This window comes from Gordonia hirsuta DSM 44140 = NBRC 16056, from assembly GCF_000333015.1.
Classification (GTDB): Bacteria; Actinomycetota; Actinomycetes; order Mycobacteriales; family Mycobacteriaceae; genus Gordonia; species Gordonia hirsuta.
Genome location: NZ_BANT01000057.1, coordinates 1 through 17238 on the forward strand (window position 1 = coordinate 1; position 17238 = coordinate 17238).

Annotated in this window: 17 protein-coding genes; 9 read left to right on the forward strand and 8 right to left on the reverse strand. The window is 69.7% G+C overall.

Features of this window, described 5'->3' with window-relative positions:
- Window positions 1-851, reverse strand: an 851-nt coding sequence (gene glpX / locus GOHSU_RS15350) for a class II fructose-bisphosphatase (RefSeq protein WP_005943774.1), incomplete at its 3' end; no start/stop codon positions are given.
- Window positions 852-951: 100 nt separating this feature from the next.
- Here glpX and GOHSU_RS15355 point away from each other — a divergent pair.
- Entirely contained in the window at window positions 952-1518 is a 567-nt protein-coding gene (locus GOHSU_RS15355; RefSeq protein ID WP_024332645.1) for a DUF4245 domain-containing protein, read from the forward strand.
- A 28-nt stretch (window positions 1519-1546) separates the two neighbouring features.
- On the opposite strand, the gene GOHSU_RS15360 is transcribed toward GOHSU_RS15355, so the two are convergent.
- Genes GOHSU_RS15360 through GOHSU_RS15370 form a run of 3 tightly spaced genes read right to left on the reverse strand, consistent with a single transcriptional unit; the run spans window position 1547 to window position 3794 of the window.
- Window positions 1547-1774, reverse strand: a complete 228-nt coding sequence (locus GOHSU_RS15360; protein ID WP_005943780.1) for an exodeoxyribonuclease VII small subunit — start codon at window positions 1772-1774, stop codon at window positions 1547-1549.
- Window positions 1771-3015, reverse strand: a complete 1245-nt coding sequence (gene xseA / locus GOHSU_RS15365) for an exodeoxyribonuclease VII large subunit (protein WP_005943782.1) — start codon at window positions 3013-3015, stop codon at window positions 1771-1773. The genes GOHSU_RS15360 and xseA overlap by 4 nt, the downstream gene beginning before the upstream one ends.
- Window positions 3016-3032: 17 nt before the next feature.
- Complete coding sequence (locus tag GOHSU_RS15370) at window positions 3033-3794, reverse strand: lipid droplet-associated protein (protein ID WP_005943785.1); 762 nt, start codon at window positions 3792-3794, stop codon at window positions 3033-3035.
- A gap of 34 nt (window positions 3795-3828) precedes the next feature.
- On the opposite strand from GOHSU_RS15370, the gene GOHSU_RS15375 reads away from it, so the two are divergent.
- Complete coding sequence (locus tag GOHSU_RS15375) at window positions 3829-4806, forward strand: 4-hydroxy-3-methylbut-2-enyl diphosphate reductase (RefSeq protein ID WP_005943788.1); 978 nt, start codon at window positions 3829-3831, stop codon at window positions 4804-4806.
- Between the two features lie 64 nt (window positions 4807-4870).
- Here the strand turns inward: GOHSU_RS15375 and mycP are convergent, their stop codons facing one another.
- Window positions 4871-6247 (reverse strand): type VII secretion-associated serine protease mycosin, encoded by a 1377-nt coding sequence (mycP, locus tag GOHSU_RS15380; RefSeq protein ID WP_245551768.1) that lies wholly within the window; start codon window positions 6245-6247, stop codon window positions 4871-4873.
- Window positions 6208-7641, reverse strand: coding sequence for a type VII secretion integral membrane protein EccD (eccD, locus tag GOHSU_RS15385; protein ID WP_005943795.1), 1434 nt, complete (start codon window positions 7639-7641; stop codon window positions 6208-6210). The genes mycP and eccD overlap by 40 nt, the downstream gene beginning before the upstream one ends.
- A gap of 113 nt (window positions 7642-7754) precedes the next feature.
- On the opposite strand from eccD, the gene GOHSU_RS15390 reads away from it, so the two are divergent.
- Complete coding sequence (locus GOHSU_RS15390) at window positions 7755-11696, forward strand: type VII secretion protein EccC (protein WP_005943798.1); 3942 nt, start codon at window positions 7755-7757, stop codon at window positions 11694-11696.
- Window positions 11697-11737: 41 nt separating this feature from the next.
- Window positions 11738-12892 carry a type VII secretion-associated protein gene (locus GOHSU_RS15395; protein ID WP_005943801.1) on the forward strand — a complete coding sequence of 385 codons (1155 nt, stop codon included), beginning with the start codon at window positions 11738-11740 and terminating at the stop codon, window positions 12890-12892.
- A gap of 24 nt (window positions 12893-12916) precedes the next feature.
- Here GOHSU_RS15395 and GOHSU_RS15400 read toward each other — a convergent pair whose 3' ends face one another.
- Window positions 12917-13450: a YceI family protein gene (locus tag GOHSU_RS15400; RefSeq protein WP_005943804.1), complete on the reverse strand. Its 534-nt coding sequence runs from the start codon at window positions 13448-13450 to the stop codon at window positions 12917-12919.
- A gap of 189 nt (window positions 13451-13639) precedes the next feature.
- Here GOHSU_RS15400 and rplM point away from each other — a divergent pair, with 189 nt between their 5' ends.
- The 3 genes from rplM to glmM are packed head-to-tail and all read left to right on the forward strand — an operon-like array spanning window position 13640 to window position 15957.
- Window positions 13640-14083, forward strand: coding sequence for a 50S ribosomal protein L13 (gene rplM / locus GOHSU_RS15405; RefSeq protein WP_005943807.1), 444 nt, complete (start codon window positions 13640-13642; stop codon window positions 14081-14083).
- Complete coding sequence (gene rpsI / locus GOHSU_RS15410; RefSeq protein WP_005943808.1) at window positions 14080-14601, forward strand: 30S ribosomal protein S9; 522 nt, start codon at window positions 14080-14082, stop codon at window positions 14599-14601. The genes rplM and rpsI overlap by 4 nt, the downstream gene beginning before the upstream one ends.
- 15 nt (window positions 14602-14616) lie before the next feature.
- Window positions 14617-15957, forward strand: coding sequence for a phosphoglucosamine mutase (gene glmM, locus GOHSU_RS15415; RefSeq protein ID WP_005943810.1), 1341 nt, complete (start codon window positions 14617-14619; stop codon window positions 15955-15957).
- Window positions 15958-16005: 48 nt separating this feature from the next.
- On the opposite strand, the gene GOHSU_RS15420 is transcribed toward glmM, so the two are convergent.
- Window positions 16006-16500: an SRPBCC family protein gene (locus GOHSU_RS15420; protein WP_005943812.1), complete on the reverse strand. Its 495-nt coding sequence runs from the start codon at window positions 16498-16500 to the stop codon at window positions 16006-16008.
- 180 nt (window positions 16501-16680) lie between these two features.
- Here GOHSU_RS15420 and GOHSU_RS15425 point away from each other — a divergent pair, with 180 nt between their 5' ends.
- Complete coding sequence (locus GOHSU_RS15425) at window positions 16681-16974, forward strand: hypothetical protein (RefSeq protein WP_155821321.1); 294 nt, start codon at window positions 16681-16683, stop codon at window positions 16972-16974.
- Window positions 16971-17238 (forward strand): hypothetical protein (locus GOHSU_RS15430; RefSeq protein ID WP_024332647.1); only part of this gene is annotated, 268 nt, incomplete at its 3' end. The genes GOHSU_RS15425 and GOHSU_RS15430, both read left to right, overlap by 4 nt.

The following is a 17238-nucleotide window of genomic DNA, read 5'->3' on the forward strand; positions in this document are numbered from 1 at the left end:
AGCATGTCGCCGTTGGTGACGCCGGTGGCGCAGAAGAACGAGTTCTCGCCGCGGACCAGGATGTCGTTGGTGAGCACCTGATCCAGGTCCAGGCCGGCGTCGATCGCCTTCTGGCGCTCCTCGTCGCTGGTCGGCCACAGTTTGCCCTGGATTTCACCGCCCATGCACTTCATCGCCACGGCCGAGATGATGCCCTCGGGGGTGCCGCCGACCCCCATGAGCATGTCGACGGTGCTGTAGTCGCCGGCCGCGGCGATCGCACCGGCGACGTCGCCGTCGGAGATCAACCGGATCTTGGCCCCGGCCTCCCGGATTTCGCGGATCAGATCCGCGTGGCGCGGGCGGTCGAGCACCACCACGGTCAGGTCGCCGACGTCGATACCCTTGGCGGCGGCCACCGAATTGATGTTCCACTCAACCGACTGGTTGATGTCGATGGCGCCCTTGGCCTCCGGGCCGACGGCGATCTTGTTCATGTAGAAGACGGCGGACGGGTCGTACATGGTGCCGCGCTCGGACACTGCGATGACCGCGATCGAGTTCGGCCGGCCCTCGGCCATCAGGGTGGTGCCGTCGATCGGGTCGACGGCGACGTCCACCTCGGGGCCCTCGCCGTTGCCGACCTCTTCGCCGTTGTACAGCATCGGCGCCTCGTCCTTCTCGCCCTCGCCGATCACCACGACGCCGCGCATCGAGACCGTCGACAGCAACTCGCGCATCGCGTCGACGGCGGCACCGTCGCCGGCGTTCTTATCGCCGCGGCCCACCCAGCGGCCTGCCGCCAATGCGGCGGCTTCGGTGACGCGCACCAGTTCCATGGCGAGGTTACGATCCGGGGCCTGCTTCGTCATGTGCGCTGCGCTCCTATGCGTCGTTGCGAAGAATGTGGCTTTGATTCTGTCACGCCCGGCGATTCGCCCGGGCCCCGACCCGACTGCGATACTGGGCGCCATGGCCGAGAAGAAACCGCGCATTCTGCAGGACAGTCGCGACATGGTGTGGTCGCTGATCCCGCTGCTGTTGATCTGCGTGGTCATCGCCGGTATCGCGGGCAGCTGTTCATGGGGATTCGGCAACGAGGCCGCCAAACAGGCGATCCCGAGCTTCGACAGCCGCAACGCCTTCCGGGCCGATGCCCGCACCCTGCCGTTCCCGATCCGGGAACCTGCGCTTCCGGGGGACTGGCAGTCCAACTCCGGCTTCACCTCTGTCGTCGGCGGTTCGCAGACCAGCAACGTCGGTTGGATCACCCCGTCGGGCACGTACGTGCAGTTGACGCAGACCACCGCGCCCGAGGCCGAGTTGGTGCCCGAGATCGGTGGCGCAGGGGTGGCCGGGACCGGAACCGTGGACGCCGGCGGCCAGACCTGGGTGACCTACGCCAACGAGGACGAGGGACGCCAGGTGTGGATCACCGATCTGGGCGATGTGCGGATCGGTCTGCTCGGGCGCGGGCAGAATCCGCCGCTGGATGTGCTGGCCACGGCCACGCTGAAGGCGCAGCCGCTGCCGAAGTAGCAGCGGCCGACCGATCGGGCACGACGCGCTACTGCGTCCCGTCCAGCGCCTTCTCGATGCGTTCGGAGGCGCCCTGAAGCTGGGTCAGACAGTGGGCGGCGAGTGCTTCACCACGCTCCCACAGCGCCAGCGACTCATCCAGGCCGAGACCGCCGTGTTCCAGCCGTGACACCACCTCGGCGAGTTCGTCGCGGGCGGCTTCGTAGTCCAACTGCGCCACGGGCACGGCCTCGCCGGCGGAGACGGGATCGGTCACTGCTCGGATCCTTCCAGAGAATCGACGACGGCGCGGGCGGCGCCGTCGGCCACCCGGATACGCACCTGCGCCCCGGGCGAGAGTTGGTCGAGGCTGCTGACGGCGTGCGGGGCGTCGTCGTCGATCCGTTGGACGACGGCGTAGCCGCGAGCCAGAGTCTGTGCCGGACCGAGTGTGGCCAGGCGTGCCGACAGCTGCGTCAGCTGGTGATGGGCCACGGTGAGCCGGTGTTGCTGATTGCGGCGCAGGTCGGCGCGCAGACGTTCGACGACGGTGCGCTGCTCGTCGACCAGCAGTTGCGGTCGTGCCAGGACCGGCCGGGCCCGCAGCCCGTCGATCACACGCTGTTCGCGGGCCACCCAGTTGCGCAGGGCATGGGCGCTGCGTGAGCGCAGGGTCTCGATCATCGCGACTTCGGCCGCGATCTCGGGGGCGACGCGTTTGGCCGCATCGGTGGGGGTGGCCGCACGGACGTCGGCGACCAGATCGAGCAGGGGATTGTCCGGCTCGTGGCCGATGGCGCTGACCACCGGGGTGCGGCAGGCCGCCACCGCGCGCAGCAGGGTCTCGTCGGAGAACGGCAGCAGATCCTCGACGCTGCCGCCGCCACGAGCGATGATGATCACCTCGACCTCGGGATCGTCGTCGAGTAGACGCAGGTGATCGACGATGGCCGGAACCGCCGACGGACCCTGCACCGGGACCTCGGACAACCGGAATCGCACGCTGGCCCAGCGTGCGGATGCCACTGCGATCACATCGCGCTGCGCGGCGCTGCCGCGGCCGCTGATCAGGCCCACGGTGTGCGGCAGGAACGGCAGGGCGCGTTTGCGCCGGACGTCGAACAGTCCTTCGGCGCCCAGCAGTGCTTTGATCCGTTCGATGCGCGCCAGGAGCTCGCCGATGCCGACGGGGCGGATATCGGTGATGCGCAGACTCAGGGTGCCGCGGCCGGGGTAGAAGTCGGGTCTGCCGTAGACGATGACGCGGGCACCCTCGGTGAGCGGGACTGCGCTGCGCCGCAGCAGGTCCGGATCGCACGTCAGAGACAGCGACAGGTCCGCGGCCGGATCACGCAGGGTCAGAAAAGCCGTCCGCGTGCCCGGTCGGCGGTTGATCTGCGTGAGCTGGCCTTCGACCCAGACCTGGCCGAGCCGGTGGATCCAATCGGCGATCTTCTTGTTGAGAGTGCGGACCGGCCACGGATTCTCCGCACTGTTGGGTGCCGGCGTGCTGGTCATCGGGTCCGGGGGACCACTTAGACGCCGGACTTCTTCTGGTGGCTGGCGATCCGGTTGTCGATCATCGTGGCGAAGGGTGCGCGGTTGCGGCCGGCGCGCTCGTAGTCGGCCAGTTCCTGCAGCTCCTCGGTGCTCAGACCACGCAGCTTGGCGCGCAGTTGAGCCAGCGTCAGCGAGTCGTACTCGATGTACTCGGCGATCTCGGGCTGCGTGACCTTCGTCGACGGTTCCTTGGCCTCGTCGGCTGCGGTCTGCTCGGTCAGCTCCGCCGGCGGCGAGCTGTACAGGGCGAACCGTCCGGCATTGGCTGCCGGGGCCTCGGCATCGGCCGGTGCGGTGGGCTCGGCCGCCGTCGATGCGGCCGCAGGCTTGCGGGCGGCCGCCTTGCGGGCCGGTGCCTTCTTCGCCGGTGCCTTGTCGGTGGCGGCCTTGTCGGTGGCTGGGGTGTCAGTGGCTGTCTGCTGGGCCGGCTGGCGTGGCGGGGCGGGTGCCACAGCCGAGGTCGCCGTGACGTCCGGGATGGTGATCAGAGTCTCGTCTTCGTCGAACCGGGCCCACTCGGGCTGCTCTTCGGCCTGGTCGCACCACGGTGCGAAGAACTCGTCGCCCTTGATCGCCATTTCGGCGATGTTCTGCTGCAATCGCATGCCTGCCTGCAGTCCGCGACTGACGGCGGACATGGGAAAGGTGATGATCCGGGTCGGCAGCCGCTTGGTCTCGTCGATGGTGGTCACCAGCACTCCGGCGGCCACCCGAGCAGGATACGGAGGACGTCTCATGCTTTTACTCTGCCACACCCGTACGCTGGGAGTTATGACCGATACCATTCCTCCGACGTCAAGCCCCTCCAAGCGTGTCTTGCTTGCGTCGCCGCGTGGGTACTGTGCAGGCGTCGATCGGGCGGTAGAAACCGTCGAACGCGCCCTCGATAAACACGGCGCGCCCGTGTATGTGCGTAAAGAGATTGTGCACAACCGTCACGTCGTTGACACGCTCGCCGAGCGCGGCGCGATCTTCGTCGACGAGACCGACGAGGTGCCCGAAGGCGCACTCGTGGTCTTCTCCGCGCACGGCGTGTCCCCAGCGGTGCACGCCTCCGCCGAAGAGCGTCAGCTGCGGACCATCGACGCCACCTGCCCCCTGGTCACCAAGGTGCACCAGGAGGCCAAGCGCTTCGCCCGCGACGACTACGACATCCTGCTGATCGGCCACGTCGGTCACGAAGAGGTGGAAGGAACCGAGGGCGAGGCGCCCGAACACATTCAGGTGGTCGAGGGCCCGCATCAGGTCGACGACGTCCAGGTGCGCGACGAGACCAAACTCGTGTGGCTCTCGCAGACCACCCTGTCCGTCGACGAGACCATGGAGACGGTGCGCCGGCTGCGCGAGCGGTTCCCGCTGCTGAACGATCCGCCGTCGGACGACATCTGCTACGCCACCCAGAACCGGCAGAGCGCGGTCAAGGCGATGGCCCCGGACTGCGATCTGGTGATCGTGGTGGGCTCGGAGAACTCGTCGAACTCGGTGCGGCTGGTCGAGGTGGCACTGCAGAACGGCGCCAAGGCCGGTCACCTGGTCGACTACGCCAAGGAGATCGATCTGGCCTGGCTCGAGGGCGTCGGCACCGTCGGCATCACCTCCGGTGCGTCCGTGCCCGAGATCCTGGTGCAGGGTGTCCTGGATCTGCTGGCCGAGCACGGCTACAGCGATGTCGAGACAGTGACCACCGCCCAGGAGACCCTCACCTTCGCGTTGCCGCGGGAGCTGCGACCGGCACGCACCGCGCAGTAGCGCCCACAGCGCCGACTCCCCGTGGACCGCGCCCGCCCCGGAGGTGCCGCTCGGCCAGACAGGTCTAGCGGCGCCTGCGGGTGACGGCGAAAACCGCGGCGACCCCTGCAGCTACGACGGCCAGAGTCGCGGCTACCGCGATCGCCGGCCCGTGGTCGGGTGGCCTCGGCCGGGGCGCTGCCACCGTGATGCCGTCGCCGGGATCCGGAAGTGCCGTCACATCGGGAAGATCCGCGGTCAGTGCGGCGACGGGATCGATGATGCCGTAGCCGACCGCGGCATCGGGGTCGGGGCCGCCGTGTGCGGTCCGGACCACCCTGTCGATCACCTCGGCCGCCGACAACTGCGGATAGCGGGATCGCACGAGCGCGACGACACCGGAGACGTACGCGGCGGCATAGCTGGTGCCCGCCAGCAGCCGTCGTCCCCGCTCTCCGACCAGACCGTCGATCACGTTGCCGCCGACGACACTGCTGATCTCGGTGCCGGGAGCCGCGACGGTCAGCCACGGACCGCGCAGGCTGAACTCGGCTGGCTGGCCGGTACGCGCGTCGACGGCGCCGACGGTGAGGATGTCCCGGCCGAATCGTGCCGGTGAGGCCAGCGATCGGATCTGCAGCCACGCATCGTCCGGGGACGCCGCGGCCAGCGGATTCTGCTCCCGGCAACCACCGGTGTCCGAGAGGTTCCCGGCGGCTGCCACCACGACGGCATCGTGGCGGCGAGCGATCGCTAGTGCGCTGGCGACGGCGTCGTCGTCGAACGGTTCGTCGGCCGGAGCGCATGCCACCTCGGAGATGTTGATGACCTTCGCACCGAGTTCGGCGGCCCGGACGATCGCCCGAGCCAGGGTGCTGAGCGGCCCGTAACCGGCACCGACGGTGCGTTCCCGTCGAGCCTCCGGTGTGCGTGATCGAGCTTCGAAGGCCCCGCTGGATTGGCGGATGGACAGGAGCCGAGCCTCTGGGGCGACCCCGGCGAAGCCGTCGGCGGCAGACGGCCGGGCAGCGATGATCCCGGCGACGACGGTGCCGTGCAGATCGCAGTCGTTCAACCCGTCGCCGCTGGTGACGTAGTCTCCGCCGCCGGTCAGGGCCGGCAGGCGCGGGTGCGGGGTGATCCCGGTGTCGATCACCGCGACGGTCACGCCGGCGCCCCGGCTGAATCGCCAGGCCTGGCCGATGTCCAGTTGCCGATGCCCGGCCGGCTCGCCGCCGCGGTCGCCGGCGAGCGGGGCGGTGCGGGCACAGTGCGTGCGCTGCTCGGTCGGCTGCGCCGGACCCATCGGCTGGGCACTGACAGGGACCAGGGCCGTGATCGACGGCGGGGCCGCCGAGGCCGCGCCGCTGGCGGCGTGCAGGACGGTGATGGCGATGACGATCGCCATGGCGACCAGCCGCATCAGAATTCGCGGATGGTGCGGTAGACGTCGAGCAGCCACAGCAACAGTGGCACGATCCCGACGATGACCGCGTACTCGGCGATCTCGAGGGAGCGCCGTTGCAGAGGGGAGCGGTCGTGGCTTTCGCTGGTGGTGCCGACCAGGAGCGCGGTTGCGGCCAGCACGAGGCCGCCGAAGAAGGTGAGCACGGCCGAACCGCTACCGACTAGAACCGCGAGTAAGCAGGCCGCGCCGCTGGACAGCAGGGTGGCGCTCTGCGTCCGATCGGCATGAGTCCGACCCCGGGCGAGGAGGGCGACCGCAACGGCGCCGCAGAACAGCAAGGACACGCGCGACCCGGCGAAGCCGACGGCGACCAGCAGCACGGCGACCGCTGTCGTCGCTGCGGTACCGACGACGATGCCGGTCAGGTACCCCGATGCGGCGCGCGTCCGCCGGTCAAGGTCGTCCAGATCCACCAGAGCCAGATCGGCGATGGCATCCAACCGGGTGGCCTCGAGCCCCTCGATGCCGTCGTCGGTATCGAGCACGGGGACCGGCGGCGGCGTGTTCGGTACCGGCGGCAGCGGCAGTCTGCCCGCGGCGATGGCCATCCGCGCGGATAGCAGCATGGTGTACACGCCCGTCGCCGCGGTGACCGCGGCGGCCGCCCGGAGATCTCCGGACAAGCCCATCGTGGCCAGCCCAGTGATGCCGAGCAGCGCGGCGATCGTGGCCAAGGCGGCGTGCAGAGAGTGCGCCAGCCCGGTGCAGCGGTGCGCAATCACCGCTGCTGCCACCCCGCAGGCGCCTGCCGCGGCCAATGCAGGACCGGTCGAATTCGGCTGCGGCACGAGTGATCCAGCCAATACCGCGAAGATGAATGCGGCTACCGACAGCGTCGTGCTGTTGGCCGGGTCGCCGACCAGTCTGTTGTTCAGCGCCGCAGCCGCCAACAGCAGCAACGCGGTGCCTCCGCTGACAGCGGCGATCAGCAGCGGCTGCTGATCGCCGGCCAGGCGCCCCGCAAGCGCGGCGACCAGTGCCGCGGCCAGGCAGACCGCCCGGCCCAGGCGCCGCGCATCGGCGGCGGCCCAGGCGGGATGGCGCTTGTGGGTCAGGTGCGCCAGACCGTCGACGACGTCGTCGATCACCGCACCGGCAGTGGTCGGCCGATCGGGACAGACCAGAAGCAACTCGCCGTCGTGCACCTCAGCGGCGGCGAGTGAGGAGTCGGCGGCCAACGGCGTCTGCCCGATACGTCCCAGGGTCCACCGCGGCAGCTCGCCGATGCGTTCGGCGTCGTCGACCGGTGGAGGTGGAATCCGCAGCAGCGCAAGGAGATCCGGCATCAGTGCGATGATCGGAGCCTCGGCCGGCAGTGCCACATCCACCTGTGTTTCGGCACCGAGAATCGAGATCCGGAGCAACTCCGGCTGCGCAGTAATGGTCATTTCGCAAACCCTCCCCCGAGGTTCTTGATAGAAACTTCACCATCGCGCTTCGGGCGCGTTCGCGGAGCGATTCGGGGGAATTCGCAGATCCGTGTGACTTCGGGGGGAGTCCGATGGGGTCGACAGTCTCTTTTGTCCGGGGCCCGCGACCGGTGCCGCCGGTACCGCCGGGCGGAGAGCTCGCACTGACCGGTCCGCCGGAGGTGGCGCGCGCAGTCCCGCAGAATCTGCTGGTGCGGCTGTTGCCGCTGGTCATGGTGGTGGCCTTGGTCGGCATGGTCGCGTTGATGTTCCTGACCGGTGGCCGTGGCGCACTGAGCAATCCGCTGTTTCTGATGTTCCCGCTGATGATGCTGATGTCGATGGTCGGCATGCTCGCGGCCGGCGGACGGGGCGGACCGGCCCGCTCGGTCGAACTGAACGAGGATCGCAAAGACTATCTGCGCTATCTGTCCCAGACCCGAACCAGCGTGGCCGAGACGGTGGCCGACCAGCGCGTGTGCGCGCTGTGGAGCCACCCGGAGCCGGCCACGCTGGCCGGATTCGCCGGTTCCCCGCGGATGTGGGAGCGACGACCCGGTGATGCCGACTTCGCTCATGTGCGGCTCGGGGTCGGTACCCAGCCGCTGGCCAAGACGCTGGTTCCACCGGAGGTGGCTCCGGCCGAAGACCTCGAGCCGGTGTGCGCCTCGGCGCTGCGCAGGTTCGTCCAGGCGCACGCGACCGTTCCGGAGCTGCCCACCGCGGTCGCCCTGCAGAGTTTCCCGGCGATCGGCATGTGCGGTCCGCGCGCGAACGTCCTGGGCCTGATCCGGGCGATGATCGCCCAGATGGCGACCTTGCACGGACCGGACCACCTGCGGGTCGCGGTCGCCGCCGAGGACCCGCTCGGCCCTGATTGGGACTGGCTCAAGTGGCTTCCGCATACCGGACATCCGACCGCAGTGGACCGGTTGGGACCGGTCCGGATGATCTACGGCAGCCTGGAGGAACTGGAGACGGATCTGGTCGGCGACCTGGCCGATCGCGGCCGATTCTCCCGGTCGGCGCCGCCGATCACCGGTCGTGCACACCTGATCGTCATCTGCGACGGGGGGCCGCGCACGGGAGAGGAAGAACTGGCCATCGGCGCCGGTCGCGAAGGCTTGACGATGATCGAAATCGAACCCGACGACGACGCCCTGGCGGTCCGTCGCGGTCTGCAACTGGTTCTCGAGCCCGGCCGGATCTCTGCGCTCAGCGTCGCCGGACTGGAACGGTTCGGTGCCCCCGACGAGCTGTCCGCCGTGCACGCCGAAGTGCTGGCCCGCGGCCTGGCACGATACCGGCTCGCCGGCAGCCTGCCGCTGCCGGGGCTGGACACGTCGCGGGTCGCCGCCGATCCGGGTCTACCCGCGCTGCTGGGTCTGGGTGATGTGCGCGAGTTCGAGCCGGACCGGCGCTGGCGGGGGCGCTCACCTCAGGACCGGCTGCGCGTGCCGATCGGCTACACGGCCGAGGGCACCCCGGTGGACCTGGATCTGAAGGAGAGCGCGCACGGCGGGATGGGTCCGCACGGACTGTGCATCGGCGCCACCGGAAGTGGGAAAAGTGAATTCCTCCGGACACTGGTGCTGGCGTTGATCGCTACGCATTCGCCGGAGGAATTGAATCTGGTGCTGGTCGACTTCAAAGGCGGAGCCACCTTCTTGGGTCTGCACACCCGCCACGTGGCTGCGCTGATCACGAATCTGGAAGCCGAACTGACCATGGTCGATCGGATGGCCGATGCGCTGTCGGGGGAGTTGAACCGTCGCCAGGAGCTGCTGCGCAGCGCCGGGAACTTCGCCAATGTCGGCGAATACGAGCGGGCGCGGGAAGCCGGGGCACGACTGGATCCGCTGCCGGCCCTGTTCATCGTCGTCGACGAGTTCTCCGAGCTGCTGGCCCAGAAACCAGAATTCGCCGAGCTGTTCGTCGCCATCGGCCGGCTCGGCCGGTCCCTGCACATCCATCTGCTGCTGGCATCCCAGCGGCTGGAGGAGGGACGACTGCGCGGGCTGGACAGTCACCTGTCGTATCGCATCGGCCTGAAGACCTTCTCGGCCAACGAATCCCGCACGGTTCTGGGGGTTCCCGATGCTTACCATCTGCCCAGCACGCCGGGAGCGGCCTATCTCAAATGTGATTCGGCGGCGCCGGTCCGGTTCAACACCTCATTCGTCTCCGGACCGTATGTGCCGCCGCGGCCGGACCGTCTCGGCCCCGACGGGCAGCCGCGGGCACTCGGCGGGGTCTTCCGGTTCACCACCGACCGCGTTCCGGTGCCCAGCGATGCGGCGACCGATGCGGAGCCGGCGACCGAACCGGCCGGTGCGGCGGCGAGTCTGCTGGAGACGCTGGTCGGACAGATCGCCGGTCACGGTGCGGTGCCGCATCCGGTATGGCTGCCGCCGCTGGAACAGGCGATCACCCTCGACGGTTTCGTCGCCGGTCCGGCCGATGCCGGCAGTCTGGTGATTCCGATGGGCGCGGTGGACCGGCCCTACGATCAACGGCGCGAACCGCTGCTGCTGGATCTGTCGGGAGCCGCTGGAAATGCGGCGATCGTCGGCGGCCCGCAGTCGGGTAAGTCGACGGCGCTGCGCACCCTGATCTGTGCGGCCGCCGCTACGCACACCCCGCAGCAGATCAGTTTCTACTGTCTGGACTTCGGCGGCGGCACCCTGGCCGCATTGCGCGGCCTGCCCCATGTCGCGGGGGTGGCGACCAAGAATCGTCGGGACGCGGTGCGCCGTACCCTCGCCGAGGTCAAGAACATCCTGACCGAACGCGAAGAGCTATTGGCCACGCAGGGACTGGAATCGATCCGCGAATACCGGGCGGCCCGCCGGGAGGGCCGCTACGCTGACGATCCGCGCGGTGACGTCTTCCTGGTGATCGACGGTCTGGCGACCCTGCGCAGTGAATTCGAGGACCGCGAAGACGAGGTCAACGCGCTTGTCTCCCAGGGGCTTTCGTATGGCGTGCACGTGATCGTCGCCGCCGCCCGGTGGGCTGATATCCGGCCGGCGATGAAGGATCTGCTCGGTACCCGGCTGGAACTGCGACTGGGAGACCCCCTCGATTCGGAGATGGGTCGCAAAGCCGCGGCCACCGTCCCGGTCGGGCGGCCCGGACGTGGCCTGACCGGGGAGGAACTGCATCTGCTGGTGGCACTGCCCAGGTTCGACGGTGATCCGTCGATCGAGACGCTGCCGGGGGCGACCGCCTCCTTCGTCGAGGCCAGCGCCGCGACCTACACCGGCCGCTGTGCACCGCCGCTGCGGCTGCTGGAGGCCGACCTGCCCGGGCACCGGCTGGCCGAGCTGGTCGCCCGGGGCGGACCGCTGCGGGCGGGACAGTCAGGGCTGGGACTGTGCGAATCGGATCTGGCGCCGGTGATCCTGGATTTCGACACCCAGCCTCACCTGCTGATCTTCGGCGATACCGCCGCGGGCAAGACGCAGACGCTGCGCACGATCGTCTCCGGGCTGATCGGCACCGGCGGCCCGGAGCAGACCAAGGTGATCCTGGTCGACTACCGGCGGACCCTGCTCGGGCTGGTCGACGCCGATCATCTGGCCGGATACGCCAGCTCCGGGCAGACGGCGGCGCCGATGATGGCCCAGCTGGCCGACTATCTGCGGGCACGCCTCCCCGGTGAGGACGTGACCGCCGACGAGCTGGCCGCTGGTTCGTGGTGGACCGGTCCGACCGTGTACCTGGTGATCGACGACTACGACCTGGTGGTCACGGCGATGGGCAATCCACTGACGCCGCTGCTGGACCTGCTGGGCCATGCGCGCGACATCGGTCTGCGGGTGATCCTGGCGCGTCGCTCCGGGGGTCTGGGCCGGGCCATGTTCGATCCGGTGATCGCCGGGCTGCGCGATCTGTCCTGTGACGTGCTGCTGCTGTCCGGGGACGCCGACGAGGGCTATGTCGTCGGCCGGTCCCGGATGCAGAAGCTGCCCGCCGGTCGCGGTGAGCTGATCTCCCGGGCCGGCAGCGACATGGTGCAGGTGGCCCGGTGAGGACGGCAGGGTGAGGGGGGCAGCAGGGTGAGGAGAGCAGGGTGACGGTGGTCGACCTGGCCGATGCGGAGCTGCTGCGCGTGATCGACGAGCCGGATGCGGTCGCGCGGCTGGCCGCCGGGCTGAGCGCGGCCGGGTACGCGCCGGCGACCGGTGCCGTCGGCTGCCCAAGCACCTGGGGCGGTCCGCGCCGGGAACGGCTGAGCCGGGCTCTGGCGCAGGTGGGCGCCCCGGTGCACCTGATCTCCCGGTCGCAGCTGATCGCCGCCAGTCACGCCGATGCGCTTACCCGCTCGTGTGCGGTGATCGAAACGTTGCTGGTGCCGGGGGAGCGGCCCGGGCAGGGGCCGCCGGCGGTCAGCGGGCAACTGCTTACCCGGACCGCCGGCCGCTGGCAGGTCGAGGCCGGCGCGGCGGCCGAACTGTTCGACCCGGCCACGGCTCCGTCCGGCCTGCTCGAGCTGGCCGGGCGCGCGGAGGTGATCTTCGTCGACTGTCCCGCGGCTCCCGGACTGGCCGGCGCGCTGACCGAGGCGTTCCCGGATCTGCCGGTGGTGACCGTTGATCGGGCGCTGGTGCGCCGGCACGGCGGACGGGCGCTGCCGGTCGACGACGACTTCGGCTTCCGTCCGCCTCCGCTGTCGCGGCAGCGGCGGGGCCGGCGCGCCGCGGTGCTGGCGGCGGTGGCGACCCTGGTGGTCCTCGCCGCCCTGGGCGGGGTGATGCGCTGGTCGCGAGCGATACCGCCCGATGCCGCGGGCATCGCAGCGGTCGGCCCCGTGGAGCTGCTGATCCCAGCGGACTGGCGACGCACCGAATTGTCGGGAACCGACCCCGGCGATGGGCGCGGTCTGCGGGCGGTCTTCGCCGACGGCGGCGACGGCCGACGGGTGATCGTGGTGGTCACCGCCCTGCGCGCCGGGACTGACGCGGCCGCGGTGGCACGCAGTCTGCGTAACCGGATCGCCCAGCGCGGCGACCAGGTGGTGGTCGAGTTCGCTGCCACGGCCCGCTACGGCGGCCGCGAGGTGATCAGCTACCGGGAGGCACCGGTCTCGGGTGCGGCGGTGCGCTGGTATGTCGTGGTCGTCGACCACACGCAGGTGAGCCTGGGGTGCCAGAGCGGCGACGGCGGCGCAGAGATCGAGGCGGTGTGCGCCCGGGCGGTGGCCTCGGTGCAGATTTCCGCTACCTGACCGGCGGAGTCCGGCCGGGGCCGCTCACACCTGCGGGACGGTGGCGCTGATCGACAGTTCGACGTCGTCGGCGACCTTCACGGTGCCCATCATCAGGGAGAACTGTTTGATGCCGAACTCGCTCTGGCGCACCACGGTCTCGCAGCGGAAGTCCGCGCCATCGCGACGCACCTGCAGCGGGTGCGATCTGGTGACGCCGCAGACGGTCAGTTCCCCGTCCACCCGGTAGACGTCGTCGTCGAAGGTGACCGCCGTCGACCGGTAGGTGATGGTCGGGTACTTCTTCACCTCGAGCGATTTGAGTGCGTTCTTGCGGGCGGTGCCGGCTTCGACGCCGGTCCACGGGGTCAGCCCGCCTTCGCCCTTGATCACCTGCAGCGAATCGACGTCGACGGTCAGGGTCACCGCGACCGGGTGGCCGTCCTCGACGGTGGCCTGGGCGGTCCAGGTGCCCATCGTGATGGTCAGTTTGTGTCCGGTGCGTGCGGCCCGGCCGGCGGTGTCGGTGTGCAGCAGCAGTTCGCCGTCGGCAGCGGACAGGTCCCAGGTGTGACTCATGGGTCCGACTCTGCCACCGTTTTGACCGGTGCAGACCGATTCCCGTAATCTTGTCCGCTGGTGCTCGACCGCCCTCACCGCTGCCTGTCTCCGGTGTGGTGCGTCGTCAGCCCCGGGTCCCTACCGGTCGCCGGGAAGTAGCTGTGTCCGAGCCTGTGACCGGCAGAAACAACGACAGTGAGGACTACTGTGCCTACCTACACCCCGAAGGCCGGTGACGTCACCCGCGAGTGGCACATCATCGATGCCAGCGACGTGGTGCTCGGCCGCCTCTCCGTGCAGGCAGCGAACCTGCTGCGCGGAAAGCACAAGCCGACGTACGCCCCCCATATGGACATGGGCGACTACGTGATCATCGTCAACGCCGAGAAGGTCGCCATCAGCGGCAACAAGCTGACCGACAAGAAGATCTACCACCACTCGGGTCATCCGGGCGGCCTGAAGTCCCGCACCGTGGGTGAGGTCCTGGCGACCCGTCCGGATCGTCTGGTGGAGAAGGCCGTCAAGGGCATGCTCCCGAAGAACAAGCTCGGTGACCAGATCGCCTCGAAGCTGAAGGTCTACGCCGGTCCGAACCATCCCCACGCGGCTCAGCGCCCCGTTCCCTTCGAGATCAAGCAGGTGTCCCAGTGACCAACGAGAACGTGAACAACGACGCTGAGGTCGTGGACGCCGAGGCCGTCGTCCTGGAGGACGGCGCTTACACCACCGAGTCCGCCGAGGTCGAGACCACCGAGGTCGTCTCGCGCGGCCCGATCGTCTTCGACGTGCCGGTGCAGACCGTCGGTCGCCGCAAGGAGGCCGTCGTCCGCGTCCGCATGCTCCCGGGCAACGGCGAGTTCAAGCTGAACGGCCGCACCCTGGAGGACTACTTCCCGAACAAGGTGCACCAGCAGCAGGTCAAGGATCCGCTGGTCACCGTCGAGCGCCCGGACGTCTTCGACATCCAGGCCAAGCTCGTCGGCGGCGGCCCCTCGGGCCAGGCCGGTGCCATGCGCCTGGCGATCGCCCGCGCGCTGGTGCAGGTCAGCCCCGAGGATCGGCCGGCGCTGAAGAAGGCCGGCTTCCTCACCCGCGACGACCGTGCGGTCGAGCGTAAGAAGTACGGACTGAAGAAGGCCCGTAAGGCCTCGCAGTACAGCAAGCGCTGATCGCTGCCTCGTACTGTGGCACGCCTTTTCGGCACCGACGGCGTCCGGGGCCGGGCCAACGACGAGCTCACTGCAGAGCTCGCCTTGGGCCTGGCCTCGGCCGCTGTTCGCGTTCTGGGTGCACACGCACTCGATGATGAGCATCGCCGGCCCCGCGTGGTAGTCGGCCGTGATCCCCGGGCTTCCGGGGAGCTTCTGGAAGCCGCGCTGTGCGCCGGTCTGGCCGCCGCCGGTGCCGATGCGATCCGCGTCGGCGTGGTGCCCACCCCCGCCGTGGCCTTCCTGACCGCCGATTACGGCGCAGACTTCGGCGTGATGATCTCCGCCTCGCACAATCCGATGCCCGACAACGGCATCAAGTTCTTCGGTACCGGCGGGCACAAGCTCGACGACGCCACCGAAGACGCGATCGAAGCCGCGATGGAGGCGCCCCCGATCCGTCCGGTCGGCGCCGATATCGGCCGGCTGATCGAGGCGCCCGATGCGGTGCACCGCTACCTCGAGCATCTGGCCGCCTCGGGCGGTGACGACCTGGCCGGGCTGACCCTGGTGGTCGACTGCGCCAACGGAGCGGCCTCACAGGTCGGCCCGCAGGCCTATGCCGCTGCCGGCGCCAAGGTGATCGCGATCCACGCCGAACCCGATGGCCTGAACATCAACGACGGCTGCGGCTCCACCCACCTGGGGAACCTGCAGGCCGCCGTCCTCGAACACGGCGCCGATCTGGGGCTGGCGCACGACGGCGATGCCGACCGCTGCCTGGCCGTGGACTCCACCGGCGCGGTGGTCGACGGCGACCAGATCATGGCGATCCTGGCGCTGTCCATGCACGAGCGCGGCCTGCTCAAGGACAACGTCCTGGTGGCTACCGTGATGAGTAATCTGGGCCTGCACCTGGCCATGCGCGAGGCCGGCATCGAGCTCAAGGTGACCGGCGTCGGCGATCGTTACGTCCTGGAAGAGCTGCGGGCCGGGGAGTACTCCCTGGGCGGCGAACAGTCCGGGCACATCGTCATCCCGTCCGCAGGCACCACCGGCGACGGGGTGCTCACCGGTCTGCTGCTGGCCCGCCGGGTCGCTCAGACCGGGCAGCGGCTGGCCGATCTGGCCGCGGCGATGACGATCCTGCCGCAGGTGCTGATCAACGTGCCCGTCAGCGACAAGCATGCGGTGGCCCAGGCCGAAACCGTGCGTGCGGCGGTCGCGGAGGCCGAGGCGCAGCTGCACGGCGACGGCCGGATCCTGCTGCGGCCCTCGGGCACCGAGCAGCTGGTCCGGGTCATGGTCGAGGCGACCACGGCCGAGGCCGCGCAGTCGATCGCCGAGCGGGTCGCGCAGGTCGTCGCCGCCGTCTGATCGCCTGTCTGGCGGGCCGGGATCCTGTCTGTCGGACCGCGGTCGCCGTCAGCGGCTGAAGTGCTTGACGGTGTCCTTCTTGACCAGGCCGAAGGCGGCTCCGGCGATCTTCGAGGCGATCGGGGCGGGTAGGGCCGGAGCCTTGAGCTGCAGCGCGAACTTCCAGACGATGCGGCTGCCCCCGCCGGCGCCCGGCGTCACTTCGGTGTATTCCCCGAAGTGGGTGAGCCCGGGTACCGAGGCGTCCAGGCCGTAGAAGCCGTGCCGGTAACGGTGGGTCTGCCGATCCTCGTCCCAGAGGAAGAACTGCTCGTGCAGAGTCACCCCGCCGAGCAGTACGGCGGTGCGGGTGGTGGCGTCGTCGTACGGCGCCGGGCTGGTGTAGGTCACCTTCTTGAGCGCCCTGCACCAGTCGAGGGTGTTCTGCCGGGTGAACTCCGACCACACGTAGTCGGGGTCGGCGGGCACCTGCACGTCGATGACATAGCGGACGGGGGCGTCGTCGTAGAAGGACTCGGTGATCGGTTCCAGGTCGAAAGCCATGGGTGACACCGTAGCGAAACGGACGCCGAGGTCCGATCGGGCATCGCCGACGGCGGGACGGTGGTCATCGCCGTGCGGGTGGCCTGTGTCAGCAACGTCGCCCGCTGTCCGGGACAATTGATGTGCAAGATCTGTCGGCGTGTCGGGGAACCGGACGAGGCTGCGGTGCGTCTAACCGGTATGACCCCACGTCTGATCCTGGACCCCGCCGCTCTCATGAGCCTGGTACAGCGGCAGCGGGAGACCGCCGATGCTCTCGACTCCCTCGCCGGCCGGCTCACGGCGCAGCGCGACCGCGCCGCGGGGGACTGGACGGCACTGCCCGCCCACGCCGACGCCGTCGGTGCTCTCCGGGACCGGCTCACGGTGCTGGCCGGGCGGATTTCCGCGGCGTCGACGGGAGTGGCCGGTCTGGCCGATGCCCTCACGGCACACTCCGCAGCGGTGACCGAGGCGGATACGGACCTGACGTGAACCCCCTGGAGGACTTCTTGACCGCGGTGCGCGCCTGGCGCGACCAGGGGGCGGTGCTGGTCGAGGAGGCGCAGGTGAGTGCGCCACACACCGTCGTAGCGGCCTTCGACGCCGACCGTTTCGGGGCACTGGCCGGGGACCTGTCGGCACAGACCACCGCGCTCACCCAGGCCCTCGACCGGCTGGAGACCTTCGGGACTGAGACGATGCGGGGCTGGTCGGGCGCCGGCGGCAGCACGCTGGCCGCGGCCGCCGCCGGGGTCG

Bases quoted from the DNA above. Each gene is read 5' to 3' on its own strand.
- GOHSU_RS15355 (WP_024332645.1), top strand. From the start codon at position 952: ATGGCCGAGAAGAAACCGCGCATTCTGCAGGACAGTCGCGACATGGTG.
- xseA (WP_005943782.1), bottom strand. From the start codon at position 3,015: ATGACCAGCACGCCGGCACCCAACAGTGCGGAGAATCCGTGGCCGGTC.
- GOHSU_RS15370 (WP_005943785.1), bottom strand. From the start codon at position 3,794: ATGAGACGTCCTCCGTATCCTGCTCGGGTGGCCGCCGGAGTGCTGGTG.
- GOHSU_RS15375 (WP_005943788.1), top strand. From the start codon at position 3,829: ATGACCGATACCATTCCTCCGACGTCAAGCCCCTCCAAGCGTGTCTTG.
- eccD (WP_005943795.1), bottom strand. From the start codon at position 7,641: ATGACCATTACTGCGCAGCCGGAGTTGCTCCGGATCTCGATTCTCGGT.
- GOHSU_RS15390 (WP_005943798.1), top strand. From the start codon at position 7,755: ATGGGGTCGACAGTCTCTTTTGTCCGGGGCCCGCGACCGGTGCCGCCG.
- GOHSU_RS15400 (WP_005943804.1), bottom strand. From the start codon at position 13,450: ATGAGTCACACCTGGGACCTGTCCGCTGCCGACGGCGAACTGCTGCTG.
- GOHSU_RS15420 (WP_005943812.1), bottom strand. From the start codon at position 16,500: ATGGCTTTCGACCTGGAACCGATCACCGAGTCCTTCTACGACGACGCC.
- GOHSU_RS15425 (WP_155821321.1), top strand. From the start codon at position 16,681: ATGACCCCACGTCTGATCCTGGACCCCGCCGCTCTCATGAGCCTGGTA.